We start from the raw sequence: 22200 nt of genomic DNA, 5'->3' as shown, positions 1-22200 counted from the left end.
AAAACCCGCCCCATGCCCGAACTTCCCCGCACCCAACGCGTGGCCCAAAGCGACAAAGGCCCGCATTACGCACTGATCAACAACACCGCGCCCGACTGGCTGAAAAACGCCGACCTGGAACGCCTTCACCCGCTTAGCGAGTTGGTGCTGCAACGGCCCGCCTGGTACGCCACCGCTACCGCGCAGCAGCATGCCACCTTGAAGGCCCTCAACGGCCAGGCCTGGGCCGCGCAAAACACCTTGGATAAAAAACTGCACCCGGTGCAGGACGTGTATGCCTTCGCCGAGCCGTTGCTCAAGCGCGCCATCAAAGACCAATACGCGCTGGACCTGGACGTCAAAACCACTTACCTGCGCATTTACACACCGAAAGAACTGCCCTGGTACGCCCTGGAACTGTCCAATGGCGTGACCTCCCGAGACGTGTCGCTACTGGACGCGGCGCTGCATAATTTTGCCGGCCACGAAACCTTCGAACGGTACTCCTGCTACATCACCCGCCCCGACTACCGGGGCCACTTCAGCATCGTGCACCACGAACGCAGGATGAGCCTTGAGCAGTTCAAGACCCTGTGCCGCGAGCTGGACCTGGGTGCGCGCTATCAACAGCATCTCAAGCAATTCCTGTTGCCCGATGAGCCGGTGGCCCAGGGTTACCTGCAAGGGCTGGTCACCGCCAGCCAGAAGGCCACGCTCAAGGCCGCCGCGCAGATGGCGTTGATGAACAACGACCTGCAAGCAGCAGCCTATGCAGTGGTGATGGGGGTACTCGACGGCACGGAGCAACGCGCCACGTTCTATCAACTGAGCATGCTCGACACTCCGCTGACCGGGATCCTGTTGATCTCTACCGACCTGGACCGCGCGGCCAGCGTGGCGAAGGTCATCGCGTATATCCCCAACGACCCGGCCAGCCCGCTCAAGCAGTACGCCTCCAGCAGCGAGTTCGTGATGGACTTGTCGCGCCGCTTGCAACTGAACGCGCCGCTGCCTTCCAGCAAACACTTGCCACAACACACCTACCAACAGTTTTTCAGCCAGTTCGTGCCGCACGCGCGGCGCGGTCTGTTCTTCGCCACGCTGACCGAGCACCTGTACAGGGTGCAATGGCATGAGCGCAGCCCCCTGGACCCGGCCCCCGCGTGGTGTGAGGACCCGGTCGACAAGCCATTCCTGAAATTCGAGGCAACGAAGATAAAAGGCGCGCTGTGGCCGCATCTGTATCAGGCCAGCTTCAACAAAATCCTCAACGATGGGCGCAGCCTTGCCGTTTCCACCGCCCAGGCCGACAGCCAGGAGCGCCGCAGCTGGTGGGACAACGTGCTGAAGATCGCGTCGGACCTGTTCAACGTGGCGCTGCTGGTCGTCACCCCGTTCGTGCCGGGGCTGGGCGAATTGATGCTGGCCTACACCCTGTATCAACTGACCGACGAAGTGCTCGAAGGCATCGTCGATCTCAGCGAAGGCCAGGCCGGTGAAGCGGCGCAGCACGTGATCAGTGTGGTCACCGACGTCTTGCAGCTCGCGCTGATGGGCACCGGCGGGGTGCTGGCCAAGGAGGTGCTGTTCAAACCTTCTGCCTTTGTTAACAGCCTCAAAGCGGTACAAGTGAATGGCCAAACGCGCTTGTGGAACCCCGACCTGACGCCTTATGTACGCAACGACCTGCACCTGCCCGAGGGCAGCCGGCCCGATGCGCTGGGCCTGCATGCACATCAAGGGCAAACAGTCGTGCGCCTGGAAGAGCGGCACCTGGTGCTCGAACACGATGCGCAGAGCAACACCCACCGTATCCAGCATGCGAGCCGGCGCGGCGCCTATTCGCCGTTGATCGAACCCAACGGCAGCGGCGCCTGGGTGCATGAGGGTGAAGACCCCTGGGCGTGGGACGACGCGCAACTGCGCGGCCGCCTCGGGCACGGCACCCAGGCGCTGGACGCCCGGCAAGTGGAACAGGCCTGCAGCATCAGCGGCACCGACGACAGCGCGCTGCGCCAGATGTATGTCGAACTCAAGCCCACCCCGCCGCTGTTGGCCGATACGCTCACGCGCATGCACATGTTTGACCAGGCCAAGCAATTGCCCCAGAAAATCCGCAACGGCGGGCTCACGCAGGAAGAGTTCAACTGGTCGGCACAATTGAGCAGCGAGCTGAAAAACTGGCCGTCGGATAAAGCCATCAAGGTATTTTACGAGCCCGATTTAACCGGTTATCACATCACCTACGGCACGGCGAGCGATGCGGCCCACACGCTCAACATCAGCCATCAAGACATCAACGCCGGCGCGCTGCCCGAACGGCTCGTGGGGTTTCTAACCGAGGCCGAACTGCAAGCCCTGCTGCCCGCGCCCCTGCCCGACACCCCGGCGGCACGCACCGCAGCGCTGCGCGACCTGTTGGCGACCAAAGTGGCCAGCGAGCACATCTCGATCTTCAACCACCTCTACAGCACCCATGAAGTGCTTAACACCGCGCCTGCGCAACTGCTGCGCACGCGCTACCCCCAGTTGCCGGCCGAGTTGATACAACGCCTGATGCTGCGCGTGTCACCCGACGAAGTGAAGGCGATGGGCGATGAGCAGCGCATCCCCTTGCGGGTGAGCAACCTGGCCACTGAGCTGCAAAACGAAAGCATCGCCAGCCATGCCTATGAAGGGTTCTACAACGATGAGCTGATCACGCCGGACACCGAGCGCATGGTGCTGAACATCCTGCGCCGCCATCGCGATACCCTCGGCGATGTGAACATCAGCCTTTACCAGCACTCACCCGCCGGTCGCTTGCGCGCCCAGGCCGGGCCGCAGGATGCCGGCACGCAAATCGTGTTGTTGCGCAAAGACGACGGCCGCTACCAGGTGCGGGGGCAAACACCCGCCGCGCACTATGACCTGTTCGAAGCGCTGCTGCGGGCCTTGCCCGCCGACAGCGTCGACTACGTACCCGGCGAGGGAAGGTTGTTCAAGCTGTGGCTCAAAGACCAGCTGCAGGCGCCGGCCGAGCGGCGTACCGCGCTGGAGGCCCCGAGCCTGCGCAAGCCCGACCCACGCGTGACGCAAAAACTGCTGCAAAAACCGATGTTCGGCGCCTTCCGCCGGCTGTTCACCCCCGCCACCCCGCCGACCTCGCAAGAACGTGTCGCCAAACTGTTCCCGCGGCTGCGTGCGGAACCGGCGCAAACCCTGCTCGACGAACTCGCCGCCCTGGAAAACGGCGACCAGATCCTGGAGGCCCTGGAAACCGAAAAACGCCAGTTGCAGGAAGACTTCAAGCGCTGGAAACGGCGCCCCACCCAGGCCGCGCAATACAGCGAACAGGCCGAGAACGAAACCTATATGCGCGACCGCATCATCGACGACCTGGTCGAGTGCTGGGAGGCGCGCGCGGATGGCCGTGTCACCGCCCAGGGCTTGATGCCGCGCGGACGGCTACTGGATTTGTCCGAGAAATGGTTGGGGCGCTATATCCGAAGCCTGGGGAGGATGCGGGCCAACTTCGACCACGTCACCGTGTTGAATCTGATGAGCACCGGGTTCATGTCCGGCGACGTCGGGTTTCTGGACAACTTTCCCAACCTGCGCGGCCTGGACCTGAGCAATAACGTACTCTTCAGCGTGCCCACGCAAATGACCACCCTGCGCGATCTGGTGACCGTCGACCTGAGCCACAACCCGATTACCTGGAGCCACATGGACTTCACGCAACTGTACGAATGCCGGAACCTTGAGTACCTCAACCTGCAGGACCACCCGGACCTGAAGGTGGCCCCCGATCTGCGTAGCCTGCCTCACCTCAAGCAACTGGTACTGCGCAATACAGGCGTGACCGAATGGCCGCTGGGTATGGAAGTGCCGCGCGCACACCCGCTGGAGCTGAACCTTCTGAACACCGGCGTCAAACAGATACCGGTCCTGCCCGAAGGCTCACCCGCGATAGACGTGATCGCTCATAGCTGGCTGGACCGCGCCGCGCTGACCAATGCCGACGATGCCCGTTTCGTCGCTTACCGACGCGCCTCCGGCATCGACCCCTATCGCACCCTGCCCGCGGGGGACCCGGAAGACAGCGAGTATTGGCTGGACGAGATGAAACCAGAACTGCTCGACGAGGCCAGAGCGCTGTGGAACACACTGGAAAACCAGCCCGGCTCTCAAGGCTTTTTTGAGATCCTCAAGCTGCTCCGGCCGTCGCAAGTCATGCAGACCGAGGCAGACCGAAAGCTGTTCAAGAAAGGCCGCAAAGACCTCAAAGACCGGGTCTGGGACGTGCTGGTCGCCATCGACCGTGACCCCCAACTGCGCGAACGGTTCTTCGCCGAAGCCAGTGCCCCCGTCAATTGTGCCGATGCGGGTGCGCAGGTCTTCAACAAGCTGGGGATCGAAACGCTACTGGCCGATATCCTTCAGGATTCAACCGAGCAAGGCCTGGCCACGCGGGACAACAAGCTGGTCGAACTGGCCTGGCAGACCTGGCGATTGAAGCAGCTCAATGAGTTCGCCAAGCAAGACATCATCCGGCGCACCCAACCCGTGGCACAGGGTGGCCTGGGGCTGGGGTTCGGCAGCGGCGCGCTGGAGGTCGACGAGGTGCAGGTGTATCTCGCTTACCAGACGGGCCTGAAGACGCGGCTGGACCTGCCTTGGCTGTCCGAACACATGGCCTACCGTAACACCGCCAAAGTGACCCGCGACCAACTGGATGCCGCCTACCAATCGGTGATCAGCGCCGCGGCCAATGACGGGGCGGTCAAGGGGGTGCTTGATCAAGACTTCTGGCGCGATCACCTGGAAGACAAGCATGCCGATCAATACGCCGCGCGACGACTGCGAACGCGAAGACGCCGGCGGCGAACTTGCGGACTTGCTCGACGAGCAAAAAGAATGGGCCGCCACCGAGACCACGCCCGAGCGCAAGGCCCAGTTGCGCACCCAGATCGTGCGCAGGCTTAACGAGTTCAAGCGCATGGGCCTGAAGATTGCCGACAGCACGATCCTGGTCGACCACGCCTTGTCGGATGCCACCGTGCAAAAATTGTATGAAGAGGTGCAGCGCCCCTACCGGGAACTGGGCATTCGCCTCACACGCGAAGCGCTGCAAAATGCCGGGCTGTAAATAGCTACTTTTCACTCCTGATTAGTCGGCGCAAACGCCGCTGATCGGCGCTTTTTACACCCAGATTTCACGCTTTTATTCCAACGCGTCATGCAGATAATCGGATGATCCCATTGCACTTCAAGGATCATCCGATCATGGCTTCCCCCCGTACCTCCCGTGGCCGAAAACCTCGGCACACACCACGCCTTCATCCGGCAGAAAATCCCCGCCTGGCTCGCCGAAACCGCCTTGCCACGCCTCACCGCGCTCACTGCCACAAGCCCCGCCGACGCGGCGCCGCCGCCTGAGTTACGCAACGCCTTCAAAACCGCCCTGGGTGAACATTGGTCGACCCAGAACACCCTCGACCAGAAACTCGCCGCGCTCAACGACCTGCGCGCCTTTGCCGAGCCGCGGCTCAAAACGGCCCTGCTCCCCTATGGCGATATCGACGTGACGCAGACCTTGATCCGCCTCTACGCCCCCGCCGATCTGCCGTGGTGGAGCCTCGACGTGAAGCTCGGCGTAAAGAGCCGCACCGTCTCGCTGCTGGATGCCGCTTTGCACAATTTCTCGGCCTCGGAAACCTTCGAAGACTTCGCGTTTTATCCAAGGCCGATGCGCGCGGGCAACACCGGCTGCTGACCTTCACCCACAGCGCAACAGGTGAGGCACTCAGCGCCGAGACCTTCAAGGCGCTCTGTCGCTCGCTGGATATCGGCGCGCGTTACCAGAAACACCTCAACACCGCGCTGGGCTTTGACAACGTCACGGTGGCCGAGTCGTTGCGGCACAAAGTGGTCGCCCAGCAAAAAGCCGCGCTCAACAGCGCCGCCCACATGGCCCTGGCGCAACAACACATCGCCCGGGATGCCTATGACCTGATCCAGGCCATGCTCAGTGACGCGCCGCTGCTGCAACTGGACGGCCGCAGCGTGGAGTTGCATACCCTGGACCTGCTCGGCTGCAGGCTCACCGGCGTGCTGGTGATCGCCGCCCCCAACCCCAAAGGCCTCACGCGACTGCTGGTTTACATGCCCAACGACCCCGGGCAGCCGTTGAAGGAATACGCCTCGCCCACGGCGTTTCACCAGGACTGCGTGCAACGCTTGCTCGGCACCCCGGCCAACGCCGATACATTCCCCGGCGCCTACGCGCGGTTCATCAGCCAGTTCATTGCCCACGACCAGCGCGGGCGGTTTTTCTACACCCTCAAGCAGCGCCTGTTCGAATGGCGCAGAACGCCAAGGCCTCCCCGTCGAAGGCCCGACCTGGCAGGCGCAACCGGTGGCCCGCCCCAACCTGCAATGGCGGTTGCAGGCGGTGCGCGAGGATGTGCAAAACCGCTCCAGCTCACCGGCCCGCGATGACCTGTGGCAGTACCTGTACCGGGTCAAGCTGGACAAGGTCGTCAATGACGCGCGCGAACTGGCCATCTCCACCGCCTACGCCGACCGCATGGCGCGCTGGGCGTGGTGGGACAACCTGGAAAAAATCGTCACCGACCTCACCAACGCCGCCCTGCTGGTGCTGACGCCCTTCGTGCCGCTGCTGGGGGAATTGATGCTGGCCTACACCGCTTATCAGTTGGCCGATGACGTCTTCGAAGGCATTGTCGACTGGGCGCAAGGCCAGCGCATCGAGGCCCAGGAACACTTGCTGGCGGCGACGCAAAACATTGTGCAGGGGCTGATTTTTCACCGGGGCGGCAAGATCGCAGAGATCGCGAAGCTCAAGCTGTCGCCCTTTGTCGAAGGCCTCAAGCCGGTGCAACTGCACACCGGTGAAAGCCGCCTGTGGAACCCCGACCTGAGCCCCTACCGCCTCAAGGCGCCGCCCGACACAACCGGCCCACAGGTCGTGAAAGTCGACGAACACCACTACCACGTCGGCCAGGACCCGATCACCGAAACCCATCATCTGCTGCATCCGCAGCGCCCCGAGGCCTACCGCCCGGCGATCAGACTCAACGGCGACGGCGCCTGTGTGCTGGAAGGCGAGCAGCCACGGCACTGGAGCGACGCCCAACTGATGCGCCGCCTGGGGCCGCAGACGCAAGGGTTGAGCGACGCGCAGCTTGAGCAAGTGCGCCTGATCAGTGGCGTTGACCACGATGCCTTGCGTCACCTGTACGCCAACAACCAACCGACCCCGCCGCTGTTGGCCGACACCTTGAAGCGCTTCAACAGCGCCAGGCAGGTCGACGGCGACATCCAGAAGGTACGCGGCGGCCAGGCCCTGGACCCGAGCGCCTACTGGTTCGAGCAGATGGTCACCGAGCTTAAGGGCTGGCCTAAAAGCAAGGCGCTGCATGTGTACCCGCGCGCCGACCTCAGCGGTATGGCTCATGAGTTCGGCAACCCGAACGCTAGCGGGCGCAATGTGTTGAAACTGAGCACCGCCGAGGTGTTGTCGGGCCGTTTACCGGAGAAAGTCCTGGCGTTTCTCGACCCCTCGCAGGCCAATAAACTGCTCGGTGAAACCCTGCCCGCCGAGCAGCAGGTACAGGCCCTGCGCGAGCGGCTGGCCGATTACGTCAAGCAGCAAAGCGAGTCGCTGATCCGCCATCACTATCACCCGCAGGAAGCCTCAGCGGACCCGCAGATCCAGTTGCTACGCAGCCAATACCCCGACCTGCCGCTGAGTATCGCCCGGCAATTGGTCAGGCATACCCGAGGCAGCGATTTGACGGTAATGAGTGAAGACAAGCGCCTGCCGCTGGCGGTGAAAAACCAGGTGCAGGAAGCCAATTTCGAAGTGACCAGTACCCGATTGTTCGAACAGTTGCACCAGGACCGGTCGCTGTCACCCGAGGCCGAGCGCCTGATCCTCAATACCCTGCGCATCCATAGCGATGCCTTGGGGCGCCTGCAAATCGAAGTGCGCGACGGCGATTTTTTCGGCGACCTCAGGGCCCAGGTCGGCGCCCACGATGCGCCCGACGTGCGGGTGCTGGTACGCGACGACCAAGGACGCTACACAACCTTCGACGCCGACGGTAAACGCCTGCACCGCGCAACAGACTTCTACAGCGCAATGGACCACACCTTGACCAGGGCCAAACCGGCCACCGGCAGCGACAACCTCAGAGACTGGGTGCTGGAACACATCGCGCCTCCGGCAGAGCGTCGTCACGTACTCGCCGAACCGCCGATTCGCATGCGCGCGGCGCGCGAACCCCTGGTGTTGCTGCGCGGCGGTGGCAGCAGCTCCTTGCGCGGCACCTCGCCCGGCAGCGTCGAGCAGCGTATCCGCACCTTGCTGCCCGGCATGTCCGAACAGGGCGTGAAGCCATTTGCCCTGGCCTCGCAAAGCCCCGAGGGGCTCAAGGTGCTGGAGGGCCTGGAAGCCGAGAACAAAGCCCTTACTCACGCGCTGGATGACTACGTGCGCGCCGCCACCCAGTTCCGCCCCGGCAGCCGCCGCGAAGCTATCGCCCGACGTACCCGCGCCTTGTTCGCCGATCGCCTGATGGAAGCCTGGCACGAAGGTTACATCCGCAAGCACGATGAATTCAGCCCCGTGCGCGGTGGCGCGTCGCTGGACCTGTCGACGGCGCAACGGCCAGACTCACTGCCCACCTTGCCCAACCCGCTGCGGCGGGTCACGCACCTGAACCTGCAAGACTGTGACTTCACCTCCGACCGCGCCGACTTCCTGCTGCACTTCCCCAACCTGCGCGTGCTGGACCTGAGCGACAACCTGCTGCACAGCCTGCCCACGGCCATCGGGAACATGCGTTCACTGCGCGAGCTGGACCTGAGCGGCAACCAGATCGCCCTGGACGCCGACGCCGTGGGGCGGTTGCGCCCGCTCTCGCGCCTGCGCCGGCTCAACCTGGCCAGCAACCCCTTGGGCGCCACGCCGGATATCAGCCTGATGCCGGACTTGAACCTGCTTGAGCTGGGCTTTACCGGCATCAGCGAGTGGCCGGTTGGCCTGTTTGCCCAGTCGCGCAACGGCGGGTTCACCCTGCACCTGCAAGGCAACCCCATCACCAGCGTGCCCGAGGTCACGCCGGGCCTGGCAGAGGCGGCGGTGGTCGCCCTCACCCGCCTGGACCGACCACGCCTGCGCCCAGACTTCCAGGACCTGTTCGACAGCTACCGTGAATCGTTCGGGCTAGACCCCCAGCGCACCTATGAACCACAGGGCGACCACCAATTCTGGCTGGAAAGCCTGGGTGAAAACGCGCGCAAGCTCTACCGCACAGTGTGGGACGACCTGGAACATGAAAAAGGCTCCCAAGGCTTTTTCGAAGTGATCAAGGCGCTGGAACCGCCGGATTTTTTCGAAGACCCCACCGACGAAGCCCGCTACCAGCGCAACCTTGGCCTGTTGCGCTCACAGGTCAGGACCATGCTGTTGGCGATGGCAAGCGACACTGAACTGCGCGAAAAGCTGTTCATGATGTCCAGCTTCCCCGGCCTGTGCCCGGACGCAGGGCAGCAGATTTTCAGCAACATGGGGGTTGAGGTGCTGGTCAGCAACGCCAACGGCTTCAGCCGTACCAGCGCCGAACGCGAAGAACGCCTGGTCCACCTGGCCAGGGGCGCGGCGCGGCTCAAGTTCGTCAACCACGTGGCCCGCGCCGATATCGCACATCGCCTCAAGCCGGTGGAGCAAGGCGGCCTGGGCCTGTTGCTGACCTCGCAACGGGTCGATAGTGAGCCGGGCACGGTGGATGAAGTCGAGGTGCACCTGGCCTACCAGACCCGCCTGGCCAGACGGCTGGATTTGCCCTGGATCAACGAGCACATGCTGTACCGCCGCACCTCCGACGTCAGCGACGCAGATATCGAGCGGGCCTACAACGCCGTACAGGCATTGAGCGAAGGTGACGGGCTGGTGGACCAAATGCTGCTTGAGCCGTATTGGGAGCAGTTTTTGCGCGAACAGTACCCCACCGAATACGCGCAGCATGAGCAGCACATCGACGAGCAGTTCGAGCGCCTGGACCACTTGCACAGCGAGCAGCAGGCCTATGCGCTGGCACCTGACGACACCCGGCGCGACACCCTGAACAGTCTCGCCGAACAGTTGAACCTGAGCCAGGCACAGGTGCTGACCGGCGAGCCGATGCCCGACGCGTTATACAGCCAGGTGCTCAACAGCCTGGGGGATCTGCGCAAGCAGTGGCTGCGTGAGCAGACGCATTTGCTGCTGAACCGGGCCGAGGTAACGCCAGAGCGGCCTCAAACCTCCGAGTCCCAGACCACCGTGACCACCCCAGAATAGGTGGAGCCGGGATGCTTGAGCATCTCGGTCACGTGCTCCTTCTGGACCTCAAAGTGCAGGGTACCGGGGCGGTTGTTCACATAGTGCACGGCCTGGAATAGCTCGGTGCCCACGCCGTCGAGGCGCAGCGGCAGCTTGTTCACGGTTTGCCCGTACTGGTCGTTGAGGCCAAATGGCAGGCTCACGGCGACCTGCAACGGCACCTCGTCGCCCGCGCCATTGCGCAGCCCGCAGGTGTTGCCGATGACCAGGCTGCATTCGAGTTGCATCTTGAAGCGCCCGCTGGCGTAGATGTTGAAGGTCTGGTCACGAAACAGCCGCGCCGGTTGGCGCCCGCGATTGAGCCAGGCCTGCCAGCCGCCGTCGGGCAGCAGCTCGATGCGATTGCCACCGGGCGGCAGGTCGACCTTGAGGATGTGTTCCACCTGCAGGGTGAAATTGAAGGTGGCGACGTTGTCGTTGGGGATCATCACGTCGCCGAAGTCAAAATCGGCACCGGGCCCCATGGAGTAGGTGATAGAGCCGCGGTATTCGCCCGCGGTCATGCTCAGTGGGTTAGGGGTTTTGAGTTCGTAGCCATATTCAAGATGGCCATAGTTCATCCACGGAATCTCGGTACCCGCAATGACACTGCAGGCGCCCGCGTTCTCAGGAACGATCCAGAAGAACAACGCAAAGTTCTGTCCCGCCGCGAAGTAATTAATGGGCTGACAGGGCGGCGGCGCTCCATACCAATAGGCATTCCAGGAGGCCGACGTCGTGCTCCAGGCCGATACACCCGGCGACCGTGGCAGGCTCCATTGAGCCCCGATACCCGCAATTCTCATCTGGACAGTTTCTACCTCTCCCGTGCCCACATGGGTGACTTGCAAGTCACGCCAGGCGGACGGCATCTTGAAGTAGGCACTCTTGCGCGGGTCATCGGCATACGCGGGAATCGGCCCGTTTGAAGCCGCCCTGAATTGTGTATTACGGATACTGAAGGTATTGACCGCCTCGCACTTGGCCGGGACATGCCAAGGGCACAGCCCGCTCTGTAGTGTAGTGTTCTTGAACTTGTTGCTCATCGGGTTGGTGGGGTCGGGGCGAAACACGGCGGTGATTTCTTCGACGAACGCTTGCGCCGGCAAGCTGATCACGCCCATGCCGAGGACCAGCGCCCCCTCGGCACAGGTGTTTTTTGATTGCGATAAAAACCATCTGAACTCCGTACGGGTGCCACTGCATGAGGTACCCCATCCTTGCGCTGCGCCTTTGAATCAAGGCGCCAGAAAATCAAAACGATATGCACCGTGCCGTAGTAATCGCCGCCCTTGTAACCGGTCTGCGGTTCGATGGCGGCGATCTCCAGCTCGGCGCGACGGCCAGCCCTGGCCTCATCGGCGTTGATCACTTCGGTCGAATCCAGGGTCAGGGGCACACGGTTGAACAGCACCTGAAGGTCAATCCGGTTCTGGCCGCTCAGCAGGTACGGGGTGTCGCCCAACCGCGCGGCGACGCCGCCGTTGAGGTTTTTCACATCGAAGTTCTTACGCAGGTGACTCAGGCGCGACGTCACCAGGTCCCAGGCCAATACCTGGTCGCGGCCCATCCAGTCCGGCTCGGAGGGCAGCACGTAGGCTTCGTGGATCGGAATGGTCACCGACACATCGAAACTCTGGCGTTCCTGAAACGCCTGCGCCTGACCACCCCACAAAACCGGGGCCATCAGCGCAGCCACTACCGTTACTTGCTTGAACATTGTCATCACCCGTTGCTGTTGACGGTCATCGATTTTTTGTCCCGGCCTTCAACCATCTGGAAGCTGAACTGGCGCTCGGGTTTCTTCTCGAACACCAACTGGCGACCGGGCAGGATGTGGTGCTTGGTGGTGGGCTCACACTCGGCTTTGTTGGCCACCGAACAGTCGCGGAACTCGTCGAGCACCACCACGCTGTTGCCGGCGTTGCGCAGGCTGTACTGGGTGGCGGTCTCGTTGATTTGCGTGTCGAAACGCGTGTCTTTGGGCCGCACGAAAAACACCGTGCCGTAGCCGGCCAGTACGTTGACCCCGGCCGCCAGGCCTTTTTTGTAGTCGCTGCGCTCTGCCTCGGTCACGGCGAAGTCGTCTTCCTTTTCCGGGACCACGGGGATGAACCGCACGCGGAAATAACGCTCCTTGTCGCGCTGGCCCATATACAGCAAGCGCGTGCCCTGGCGCCCGCCGGCCGGTACGATCAGCCGCGCCGGGCTGGCCATCAGGCCGTCGCGGTTGGTGGCGCTGCCCTTGGCGTCGGTCATCGAGGCGACCGGCACTTCCTTGGAGGTGCCGTCGGCGTTATAGACAATCTCCAGCACATTGACCTTGATAAACGCGGTGCTGGTGCCGCCGTTGTAAACCCGCTTGAGGTAGGAGCTGCGATCGCCTTCCAGGTAGTCGTACACCACGCCCACGTTGATCGCCGGCCCCGCCTGTGCCGTCAGCGACGCCAATACCAACCCGATCCCTAACACTGCCTGTTTCATGTTTGCTTACGCCTCATTGATTGAACGCGGCCCGCCACGCCAAAGTGCCGGCGGGCCGTTGCGGATGGCCCGCTTAAACTTCCGAGTCCCAGACCACCGTGACCACCCCCGAATAGGTGGTGCCGGGCTGCTTGAGCATCTCGCCCACCTGTTCTTTTTCGACTTCAAAATGCAGGGTGCCGGGCCGGTTGTTCACGTAGTGCACGGCCTGGAACAGCTCGGTGCCCACGCCGTCGAGGCGCAGGGGCAGCTTGTTCACGGTTTGCCCGTACTGGTCGTTCAGGCCGAATGGCAGGCTCACCGCGACCTGCAACGGCACCTCGTCGCCCGCGCCATTGCGCAAGCCGCAGGTGTTGCCGATCACCAGGCTGCATTCGAGGTTCATCCTGAAGCGCGAGCTGGCGGCGATACGGAAGGTCTGGTCGCGAAACAACCGTGAAGGCTGGCGCCCGCGATTGAGCCAGGCCTGCCAGCCGCCGTCGGGCAGCAGTTCGATGCGATTGCCACCGGGCGGAAGGTCGACCTTGAGGATGTGTTCCACCTGCAGGGTGAAATTGAAGGTGGCGACGTTGTCGTTGGGGATCATCACGTCGCCGAAATCAAAATCGGCACCCGGGCCCATGGAGTAGGTGATAGAGCCGCGGTATTCGCCCGCGCTCATGCTCAGTGGATTAGGGGTTTTGAGTTCGTAGCCATATTCAAGATGGCCATAGTTCATCCACGGAATCTCGGTACCCGCAATGACGCTGCAGGCGCCCGCGTTCTCAGGAACGATCCAGAAGAACAACGCAAAGTTCAGCCCCGCCGCGAAGTAATTAATGGGCTGACAGGGAGGCGGCGCTCCATACCAATAGGCTTTCCAGGCGGCCGACGTCGTGCCCCAGGCCGATACACCCGGCGGTCGTGGCAGGCTCCATTGAGCCCCGATACCCGCAATCCTCATCTGGACAGTTTCTACCTCTCCCGTGCCTACATGGGTGACTTGCAAGTCACGCCAGGCGGACGGCATCTTGAAGTAGGCGCTCTTGCGCGGGTCATCGGCATACGCGGGAATCGGCCCGTTTGAAGCCGCCCTGAATTGTGTATTACGGATACTGAAGGTATTGACCGCCTCGCACTTGGCCGGGACGTGCCAGGGGGCACAGCCCGCTTTGCGGCGTGGTGTTCTTGAACTTGTTGCTCATCGGGTTGGTGGGGTCGGGGCGAAACACCGCCGTGATGTTCTCGACGAACCCCAGCGCCGGCAGACTGATGCCGCCCAAGGCCAGCGCCAATGCGCACGGCGCAAAGAGTTTTTTGGTGACGGTTATCAAAGTCATAGAAATTCCAGTCCGAACCGCCGTCAACCGGCGGTTTCGGCCTTTTGGTTAGCTTCGGCCAGGGTGTCCGGCGTGCAGCGCAGGTCACCGATCATCAACACGTCGTTTTCATTCGGCGCGTTGCTCGGGTCGAGGCGGAACTGGCAGAGCAACTGGTTTTGGTAACGCACTTGCAGGGTCGGCGAGCTGGCGCTCATTTCCATCGAGAAGAACCCGTCCACTTCGCTGACCCCACGGCTGGCGTGGTTGATCACGTGATGGCCCTTGAGCGGCGCGCCACGTTCGTCGAGCAAGCGCCCGAGCACGGTGACGGTCTTCATCACCGAGATCTTGCGGTAGTCCACGCCCCCCTTGTTCAGGTGATAGCTGGAGCGCGTCGGCTGGATGTTGGCCGCCGGCGGGTAGTTGCCTTCGAAGTCGAAACTGACGCTGCTGCTCTTGTAGGCCGACACCGGCACGTAGTTGCGCCCCGGCCGCAGCAGGGTGCTGCCGCCGCCCAGGTCGTCGGCGCGCAGGGCGATGTCGTCGAGGTCGGTTTCAAGGTCGATGATCATGCCCGCGCCGTTGCCCTGGTACTGGCTGCTGAGCAGCATCTGGCCGGCACCGGCGACGAAGGTGCTGTTGAGGTTCAAGCCACCGGTGAGTTCGCCGTTGTAGGAACTGCGCTGCAGGAAGCCGTCGCCGCTGACCGCACTGGTATTGAAGCTGGCCGTGCCCGACAGGCCGACGCCGTAGGTGTCGGTGATCGCGGTGGCCGAGACGCTTTGCAGCACGTGGTCGGTGAGGTCCTGGCGGTACGTGACCGAGGCGTTGTTGTCGCGCCCGCCGTCACGGGCGGTGCGGCTGCCGAGGCTGCCGGAGATCTGCCGGCCGTCGCTGCCCAGGTTCACGCTGAGCGACACATCGACCCCGCGATTACGCTTGTCGCTGGTACCGGTAGTGCCGGGCCGGTCGAACACCGAGAAACGCCAGTTGGCATCGCTGCCCAGGAACGTGTCGTGACGGCTCCAGCCCAGGTCGATGCCGGCGCCTTCGATATTGCCCTCGCTGTGGGACAGGCGCATGTTCGCGCTGTTTTTGGCGTCGAAACGGTGGTTGACCGACAACGCGGTATTGCTCGTCTCGCCGACAAAGGTGTTGCGCCGCAGACGGGTGCCGTCGGGCAGGGTTTCGTAGGTGTCGCGGGTGTCGAGCCAACTGCGGTTGTGGCTGAACACCAGGTTGGTCGCGCCAAAGGAATAGAGCCCTTGCAGGTCCATGCCGGTGCCGTGTTCCTGGGTTTGATACAGGTTGGCGTAGAGGCTGGTGTTGTTGGCCACGGTCCAGTCGACCGAACCGCCGTATTGCAGTTGTTCGCGCACCTGGCGGGCCGACAGGCCGAGGATCACGCGCGGGTGCAGCAGGTAGTTGATCGACGCGCCGGCGGTCATCGCGCCCGAGGCTTGTTCATCCCAGTTGCTGAGCAGCTTGGTCTCGCGCCCGGCGAACAGGTTGTAGCGCCAGCGGTCTTCGGCATTGCGCCAGTTGCTGGGCTTGTACACCAACTCCTGGGTGGTGCTGGTGGTGAGGCCGTCTTCGATCAGGCGCACTTCCACCTCGTAGATACCGCCGGGCAACGGCCGGGTATCCAAGGTTTGCAGGCCGGCGGCGACCGCCTGGGTGTTGATCAGCAAGCCGTTGCGGTAGATCTCCACCGCCGCCTGACGGTTGGCGGTGACGTAGATCGGGTACACGCTGGGCTTGGCGTTGTTGATGGCCAGGCTGTCGGAACTGCCGTACATCACGCCCAGCGCCGTGTCGGGGCTGGCGCCGAAGCTGCGCAGTTGGCGGGTGAGGCCATCGGAATTGGGGGTGAAGTGGCCCAGGCGGAAGAACTGCCCTTCCATTTCACGCTGGGTGTAAAGCTCGTGGATCGCGTGGCGCATGGGTTCGTCATCACCGCTCTGACGCGCCAGTTGCAGGTTGAACACCTGGCTCCAATTACCCACGCTGGAACTGGCCTGCAGGCCGTAACGCCCGCCCAGGCTTTCTTCTTGGCCACCGTTGAGGTTGAGCTGGTTGTTGATGATCAACCCCAGGCTGCCACCTTCGGGCTGCTCGTAGAAACGCGGGATGTCGGCACTGCGTTCGACGTCTTGCGTGAGGATCGACAGCTGTGAGCTTTCGAGGTTGTAGAACGCCGAGATCATTTTTTCCGGGCAGGACTGGTTGCAGGCGCCCAGCGCGACACCTTTTTCCAACACCGCTTGCCAGGTGTCGCGAGTCGCGGCCGGGACCTTGCTGTCGCCGGTGTCGGTGAATTCGAGCAGGGTGACGCGGTCGTCGCGCGACAGCACGATCAACGCTTCGCCGAGCAGTTGCTCGTCGAGGTCCACGCGCACGGCCAGCGGCACCTCGAAAAAGTGGTCGGTAAACCCTGCGGGCAGGCCTTGGGCCTGGGTAATCAGGCTGCCGGGGGTCGAGGCAGGCGCAGCCAGGGCACTCGTACAAATCAACAGCGCAAGCGCAGCCGCGATGGAGGTCATCGGGAACATGGACGGAATACTCTGAATGCCTAGAGACTAAGAAAACCAGGCCGGCGCACAGGGAGAGGGGCACGCCGGCCTGCAAACAGCGCTCGCGGTCAGCGAGCGCTCATGTGCATCAAGGTGCTGGCAGTACCGCGTCGAACACCACCGGCATCACTGCGGTGTAGGCGCCGCGCTGAGTGGCCGTAGGCTTGGCGGCGACGATGCGCATTTCAGCACCCACGCCCGGCGTGGAGTCCGCCTCGTTGACCACTTCCTGCGGGGTGCCGGTCAGGGTCACGCCGTTGAGGGTGGTGGTGAGCGGAATGTTCTGGGTGGTATTGCCGTTGAACAGCATCGCCGGGCCACCTTCGATGTAGGCATGCACCGAACCGTTGGTGTTGCGGATGTCGTAGATGGCGGTCAGGGGCGCCAGCTCACCGCTCACCACGTTGTAGTTCATGGTTTCGTCGCGGCCCCAGTTCGGGTCACGTGGCTGTGCATGGAACACGGTGGTAGGGATGTTCGCCCTGAGGTTGACGGTATGGCTGGCTTCGCCGGCAGCGACTGCTACCTGGGAACTCAGCGCAATAACAGCCAGTGGAACAGTGATCGCTAACTTCTTGAACATGGGTCAATACCTATAGGTTTTCAGCATTAATTGGATCGTTGCTAGTTGAATTCAAAGCCAGGGCTTTAGCTGACTCACAACGAACTACGTTGCGCAAAGTTGAACTAGTGCAACGCCGGGCAATGATCCATGAATGTCAAAAACAGGTATGCAGGCCGCTTCCCACGCGGGCGTAGCTTAAGGAAACTGCGCTCGCGGGAAAAACATGGCCTTTTGCCAAAACTTATAATTCAACTGTAAGAATCGGACTACACACTAACAAGTTGCTGTTTGAGTGGGTATGAAACTGTCAGAACGGTACCACAAAAGTGCCTATTCACGTTAAACGAAAGTGCAAAATTGGAGCTTTAACTCTAATAACTAGTTATAGACTTACATAGAGAGAACCGTCCACGGTTTTTTTGCGGTTTTACGCTCGGCCTGCCTCGCCATACGGCCGTCGACCGTTGGTCGCGGCCCTCTGTTCAGCGCTAAAGATATATCTTAAGTTATGTCTAAATCTTTCACAGAGCGACGAACATGCGCGATCACCCTCACCACCGCGACCCCGGCAACGACCCTGACGGCTTCGAAAAACGCCCCGGCCGTGAACGCGGCGGCCGTGGCCCCCGCGTGTTCGCACCGGGCGATTTGAAATTGCTGCTGCCGGCGCTCATCGCCGAACAACCGTGCCACGGCTACGACCTGATCCGCCGGATCGAAGGCCTGTTCGACGGCGCCTACACCCCGAGCCCAGGCGTGATCTACCCGACGCTGACCTTCCTGGAAGAGAGCGAGTTGATCAGCGGCGACGCCGAAGGTGGAAAAAACGCTACACCATCACCGACGCCGGACGTCTGTTCTTAAGTGAACAGACGGTTGCGCTGGACGGCGTACGCATGCGCATCCAACTGAGCAAACGCTCGCTGCGCGGGCATGACCGCCCGCCGCAAATCCACGAGGCGGTGCACAACCTGCGCCATGCCTTGCATTCACACCACGGGCGTTGGAGCCCGGAAGAAATCGCACGTGTCGCGGCGCTGCTCAACGGCACCGCTCAAGCCATTGCCGACGGGAAATCCTCATGAATACACACGCCATCCACCGCGTTACCCACGAGATCAAACGCCGCCGCCTGCAGGTGTTGCGCGTGGTCGATATCACCCCGCGCATGCGCCGCATCACCCTGGGCGGGCCTGAACTGGCCGGGTTCGTGAGCCTGGGCAGCGACGACCATATCAAGCTGCTGTTCCCACAGAACGCCGCCGAGCAGGCCGCGCTGCAAAGCCCGACCTTCACCGTCAAGGGCGACGGCCCGCAGCCAGCCATGCGTGACTACACGCCACGGCGTTTTGACCTGGACCTTGGCGAGCTGGATATCGATTTCGTGCTGCATGGCGATGGCCCTGCGTCCACCTGGGCGCAACAGGCCCAGCCGGGGCAACACCTGTATATCGGCGGGCCACGGGGCTCGCTGATCGTGCCGGATATCTTCGACAGCTACCTGCTGATCGGCGACGAAACCGCGCTGCCGGCCATCGGTCGTCGCCTGGAGGAACTACCCGCCGGGTGCAAGGTGCTGGCGGTGATTGAGATTGCCGATTTGGCGGAGCGGCAAACGCTGGAAAGCGCCGCCGAGGTCGACATCATTTGGGTGGTGCGGGGCCAGGATGACCTACTGGAGTGCGTGCGCAACCTGACGCTGCCCAGCGGCACGCTGTACAGCTTCGTCGCCACCGAAACCAAGCTGTCGCGCCAGGTACGCCGCGTGCTGCTGGACACCCATCAGGTCGATGAAGATTTTCTGAAGGCCGTGGGTTACTGGCGCGCCGAAGGTAGCGACGACGAGTAAACCCCCGTGTGGGAGCGGGCTTGCTCGCTCCCACAGGTTTTATTGCGTTCGCTTGAGCGCCTTATCCAGCCCCACCACTGCCAACGCAATCAACACAAACCCCGCCAAGATCCCTGCGGCATTCACAAACACCTGTGGATAACCGAGGGTGCTCACGTCGATGAACGGGTACTGATACTGCCCGAGCAAATCCCCACGCAGCAGCGCATAGGCGAAGTACACCAGCGGGTAAATCACCCAGGCGCCGATGTGTTTGAGGTGCAAGGTGCCCTTGGGCACACAGCGCCACCAGTAAATAAAAAACAGCACCGGCATGACGTCGTGGAGCAGCTCGTCGGCGACCAGTTGAAAGCCTTCGGGCTGCCATAAATGCCGCAGTAACAGGCTGTACGCCAGGCCCACCACCAGAATGCTCACCGCGATTGCGCTGCTGACCCTGGGGGCGAGAAAAAACCGCTTCGCCGCGCTATCGCGGTTCACCACGGCGTAGCTCAACACCACCACCGCCAGGGTGTTGGTGAGTACCGTAAAGAAACTGAAAAAGTTGATCAGCCCGCCCAGCAGGCTGGCGCCGGTGGACCAGCGCGAATAGAAAATAAGGTATTGCTGAATCGCCAACCCCACCCAACCGGCCAGTGCGGCCGCTGCCGTAAACCGCTTCATTGCCTTCAGTCCAACGGGCGTTTGGTGCGCATCAGCTTCACGTACAACCCTTCGACTTTCTCCCGCGCCCACGGGGTTTTACGCAGGAACGTGAGGCTCGACTTGATGCTCGGGTCGCTCTTGAAGCAGCGGATATCAATGCGCTCGGCAAGGCCTTCCCATTCGTAATGTTCCACCAGGGTGGTGAGGACGTGTTGCAGGGTCACGCCGTGGAGGGGGTCGTTGCTTGTCGCGGTCATGCCGGGGCCTATGAAAAACGGTTGAGGAAGGCGCACACCTTATCACCCCGCCCGGCCAGTTATAAAAACTTCCCGCTTACGGCGAAAAAGAGATGTTATATTGTAACCATTACTTTCAAATCTTTTCGCCGTATTGCCAAGGAATGTCCGATGTCCCTCTCTTCCCTGTGGCGCTTGACCCCGCTTGCCGCCGCCCTGTTGATCTGCTCCGAAGCCCACGCCCTTGAGCTGCCACCCCAAGTCATCACCGGCAACCCGATGGGCAGCGAACAGCTGGCGTCGCCGACCACCGTGCTCGAAGGCGATGACCTGACGCTGCAGCAAAAAGGCAGCCTCGGCGAAACCCTGAACAAGCAGCCGGGCGTGTCGTCCTCGTATTTCGGCCCAGGCGCCAGCCGGCCGATCATTCGCGGCCAGGATGGCGACCGCATCCGCATCCTGCGCAACGGCGTGGGCGCGCTGGATGCCTCGTCACTGTCCTACGACCACGCGGTGCCGCTGGACCCGGTCAACGTTGAGCGCGTTGAAATCGTGCGCGGCCCGGCGGCGTTGTTGTATGGCGGCAGTGCCATCGGCGGCGTGGTCAACACCTTCGACAATCGCATCCCCACCCAAGCCATCGAAGGCATCCACGGTGCCGGTGAGTTGCGCTACGGCGGCGCCGACACCACCCGCAGCAGCGCAGGCAAACTGGAAGCCGGCAACGGCACGTTCGCCCTGCACCTGGACGCCAATGCGCGGGAATTCAATGACCTGAAAATCCCAGGCCAGGCGCGCAGCCGCCATGCGCCGGACAGCGAAGACAGCCCCGGCAAAAATGCTCGCCTGGGCAACAGCGACGGGCGCCAGGACGGCGGTGCCGTGGGCGGTTCCTACACCTGGGATGACGGTTACGCCGGGCTGTCCTACAGCAATTACGACAGCAACTACGGCTCCCCCGCCGAGCAGGCCGTGCGCATCCGCATGAAGCAGGATCACTACGCGTTCGCCTCCGAAATCCGCAACCTGCAAGGCCCGTTCAGTTCGGTGAAATTCGACGCCGGCTACACCGACTACGAGCACCGCGAAATCGAAGACGGCGAGACCGGCACGGTGTTCAAGAACAAAGGTTATGAAGCCCGCGTTGAAGCGCGTCACCAGCCGATCGGCCCGTTCGATGGGGTGGTGGGCGCGCAGGTGACCCGCAATGAGTTCTCGGCCCTGGGCGAAGAAGCGTTCGTGCCGCAGACCGACACCAATGCCGGCGCGCTGTTTATCCTCGAAGAAATGCAGGCCACCGAACGCCTCAAACTCAGCCTCGGCGGGCGCCTGGAACACACCCGCGTAGACCCGGACGCCAAAGGCAACGCGCGCTTTGCCGGCGCCGACAAGAGCAATGACTTCACCGCCGGCAGCCTGTCGTCCGGCGCGGTCTACACCCTGACGCCCATCTGGTCCGTGGCCGCCACCCTGGGCTACACCGAACGCGCGCCGACCTTCTACGAGCTGTACGCCAACGGCGCCCACGTCGCCACCGGCACCTTTGAGCTGGGCGACGCCAACCTGAAGAAGAAAAAGCCGTGTCCAGCGACCTGGCGCTGCGCTTTGACAATGGCACCCACAAGGGCAGCGTCGGCGTGTTCTACAGCCACTTCTCCAATTACATCGGCCTGCTGGGCACCGGTCGTACGCTGAACGATGAAGGTGAAGAAGACGCGAGCGGCATCCCTGAGTACGAATATTCCGGCGTGCGTGCCCGTTTTGCCGGGTTTGAAGCCCAGGATCACTGGAAGCTCGGTGAAAGCGCCTACGGCAAGTTCGCGCTGGAGCTGTCAGGCGATTACACCCGCGCCACCAACCTCGACACCGGTGAAGCCTTGCCACGCATTGCCCCGTTGCGCTTGAACAGCGGGTTGCTGTGGGAGCTGGACCGCTGGCAGGCGCGTATCGACGTCGAACACGCCGCAGGCCAGGGCCGTGTGCCGGATAACGAAAGCGGCACCGACGGCTACACCACCTTGGGCGCGAGCGCCGGTTACCACTTCAATATGGGTGGCAGCCAATGGTTGGCATTTGTGAACGGGGAAAACCTCACCAACCAGACCGTGCGGTATGCCAGCTCGATCCTGCGCGACATCGCCCCGGCGCCGGGGCGCAGCGTGCAGTTCGGGCTTCGCACCACCTTCTAACCCACAG

Annotated in this window: 15 protein-coding genes and 2 pseudogenes; 8 read left to right on the top strand and 9 right to left on the bottom strand. The window is 62.5% G+C overall.

The features are described from left to right. Positions 1–12 precede the first annotated feature (12 nt). From AB4O25_RS23925 to AB4O25_RS23905, 5 genes are all read left to right on the top strand, one after another. Positions 13–4947, top strand: coding sequence for an NEL-type E3 ubiquitin ligase domain-containing protein (locus tag AB4O25_RS23925; protein WP_460150032.1), 4935 nt, complete (start codon positions 13–15; stop codon positions 4945–4947). Between the two features lie 13 nt (positions 4948–4960). Continuing rightward, entirely contained in the window at positions 4961–5110 is a 150-nt protein-coding gene (locus AB4O25_RS23920) for a hypothetical protein (RefSeq protein WP_460150031.1), read from the top strand. 159 nt (positions 5111–5269) lie between these two features. Beyond that, positions 5270–5737: a dermonecrotic toxin domain-containing protein gene (locus AB4O25_RS23915; protein WP_460150030.1), complete on the top strand. Its 468-nt coding sequence runs from the start codon at positions 5270–5272 to the stop codon at positions 5735–5737. Then, entirely contained in the window at positions 5731–6462 is a 732-nt protein-coding gene (locus tag AB4O25_RS23910; protein ID WP_460151000.1) for a dermonecrotic toxin domain-containing protein, read from the top strand. Before AB4O25_RS23915 ends, AB4O25_RS23910 begins: the two co-directional genes overlap by 7 nt. Further along, positions 6380–10330 (top strand): NEL-type E3 ubiquitin ligase domain-containing protein, encoded by a 3951-nt coding sequence (locus AB4O25_RS23905; protein ID WP_460150029.1) that lies wholly within the window; start codon positions 6380–6382, stop codon positions 10328–10330. Before AB4O25_RS23910 ends, AB4O25_RS23905 begins: the two co-directional genes overlap by 83 nt. On the opposite strand, the gene AB4O25_RS23900 is transcribed toward AB4O25_RS23905, so the two are convergent. From AB4O25_RS23900 to AB4O25_RS23870, 7 genes are all read right to left on the bottom strand, one after another. After that, positions 10288–11475, bottom strand: a complete 1188-nt coding sequence (locus AB4O25_RS23900; RefSeq protein WP_460150028.1) for a hypothetical protein — start codon at positions 11473–11475, stop codon at positions 10288–10290. The two genes, AB4O25_RS23905 and AB4O25_RS23900, sit on opposite strands and share 43 nt — an antisense overlap. Beyond that, entirely contained in the window at positions 11466–12071 is a 606-nt protein-coding gene (locus AB4O25_RS23895) for a CS1 type fimbrial major subunit (protein WP_460150027.1), read from the bottom strand. The genes AB4O25_RS23900 and AB4O25_RS23895 overlap by 10 nt, the downstream gene beginning before the upstream one ends. A 5-nt stretch (positions 12072–12076) precedes the next feature. After that, on the bottom strand, positions 12077–12835 hold the full coding sequence (locus tag AB4O25_RS23890) for a molecular chaperone (protein WP_116078386.1): 759 nt from the start codon (positions 12833–12835) through the stop codon (positions 12077–12079). 73 nt (positions 12836–12908) lie between these two features. Then, a complete protein-coding gene (locus AB4O25_RS23885; protein ID WP_460150026.1) occupies positions 12909–13778 on the bottom strand; it encodes a hypothetical protein in 870 nt (289 codons plus the stop codon). Between the two features lie 142 nt (positions 13779–13920). Continuing rightward, a complete protein-coding gene (locus AB4O25_RS23880; RefSeq protein WP_460150025.1) occupies positions 13921–14154 on the bottom strand; it encodes a hypothetical protein in 234 nt (77 codons plus the stop codon). Positions 14155–14177: 23 nt separating this feature from the next. Further along, complete coding sequence (locus AB4O25_RS23875; RefSeq protein WP_460150024.1) at positions 14178–16688, bottom strand: CS1-pili formation C-terminal domain-containing protein; 2511 nt, start codon at positions 16686–16688, stop codon at positions 14178–14180. 109 nt (positions 16689–16797) lie between these two features. After that, a complete protein-coding gene (locus AB4O25_RS23870) occupies positions 16798–17292 on the bottom strand; it encodes a CS1 type fimbrial major subunit (RefSeq protein ID WP_065877220.1) in 495 nt (164 codons plus the stop codon). Between the two features lie 519 nt (positions 17293–17811). Here AB4O25_RS23870 and AB4O25_RS23865 point away from each other — a divergent pair. Beyond that, positions 17812–18359 (top strand): annotated as a pseudogene (locus AB4O25_RS23865) (PadR family transcriptional regulator). Then, complete coding sequence (locus AB4O25_RS23860; RefSeq protein WP_017526298.1) at positions 18356–19123, top strand: siderophore-interacting protein; 768 nt, start codon at positions 18356–18358, stop codon at positions 19121–19123. The pseudogene AB4O25_RS23865 and the gene AB4O25_RS23860 overlap by 4 nt, the downstream one beginning before the upstream one ends. Before the next feature lie 39 nt (positions 19124–19162). Here AB4O25_RS23860 and AB4O25_RS23855 read toward each other — a convergent pair whose 3' ends face one another. Then, positions 19163–19786 carry a Pr6Pr family membrane protein gene (locus AB4O25_RS23855; protein WP_017526297.1) on the bottom strand — a complete coding sequence of 208 codons (624 nt, stop codon included), beginning with the start codon at positions 19784–19786 and terminating at the stop codon, positions 19163–19165. A 5-nt stretch (positions 19787–19791) separates the two neighbouring features. Next, positions 19792–20025: a VF530 family protein gene (locus AB4O25_RS23850; protein ID WP_012722427.1), complete on the bottom strand. Its 234-nt coding sequence runs from the start codon at positions 20023–20025 to the stop codon at positions 19792–19794. Positions 20026–20175: 150 nt separating this feature from the next. Between AB4O25_RS23850 and AB4O25_RS23845 the strand changes: the two are divergent. Next, a pseudogene (locus AB4O25_RS23845) lies at positions 20176–22193 on the top strand (TonB-dependent receptor). Positions 22194–22200: the final 7 nt, after the last annotated feature.

The sequence above is a fragment of the Pseudomonas sp. S3_A03 genome (genome assembly GCF_054668275.1).
The sequence above is the reverse complement of the archived record's forward strand: the minus strand, read 5'-3'. Positions and strand labels throughout refer to the sequence as shown.

Coding starts and splice junctions, on each gene's coding strand:
- AB4O25_RS23925 (WP_460150032.1), top strand. CDS start 13: ATGCCCGAACTTCCCCGCACCCAACGCGTGGCCCAAAGCGACAAAGGC.
- AB4O25_RS23920 (WP_460150031.1), top strand. CDS start 4,961: ATGGGCCTGAAGATTGCCGACAGCACGATCCTGGTCGACCACGCCTTG.
- AB4O25_RS23900 (WP_460150028.1), bottom strand. CDS start 11,475: ATGGGCGTGATCAGCTTGCCGGCGCAAGCGTTCGTCGAAGAAATCACC.
- AB4O25_RS23895 (WP_460150027.1), bottom strand. CDS start 12,071: ATGTTCAAGCAAGTAACGGTAGTGGCTGCGCTGATGGCCCCGGTTTTG.
- AB4O25_RS23890 (WP_116078386.1), bottom strand. CDS start 12,835: ATGAAACAGGCAGTGTTAGGGATCGGGTTGGTATTGGCGTCGCTGACG.
- AB4O25_RS23885 (WP_460150026.1), bottom strand. CDS start 13,778: ATGAGGATTGCGGGTATCGGGGCTCAATGGAGCCTGCCACGACCGCCG.
- AB4O25_RS23880 (WP_460150025.1), bottom strand. CDS start 14,154: ATGACTTTGATAACCGTCACCAAAAAACTCTTTGCGCCGTGCGCATTG.
- AB4O25_RS23875 (WP_460150024.1), bottom strand. CDS start 16,688: ATGTTCCCGATGACCTCCATCGCGGCTGCGCTTGCGCTGTTGATTTGT.
- AB4O25_RS23870 (WP_065877220.1), bottom strand. CDS start 17,292: ATGTTCAAGAAGTTAGCGATCACTGTTCCACTGGCTGTTATTGCGCTG.
- AB4O25_RS23860 (WP_017526298.1), top strand. CDS start 18,356: ATGAATACACACGCCATCCACCGCGTTACCCACGAGATCAAACGCCGC.
- AB4O25_RS23855 (WP_017526297.1), bottom strand. CDS start 19,786: ATGAAGCGGTTTACGGCAGCGGCCGCACTGGCCGGTTGGGTGGGGTTG.
- AB4O25_RS23850 (WP_012722427.1), bottom strand. CDS start 20,025: ATGACCGCGACAAGCAACGACCCCCTCCACGGCGTGACCCTGCAACAC.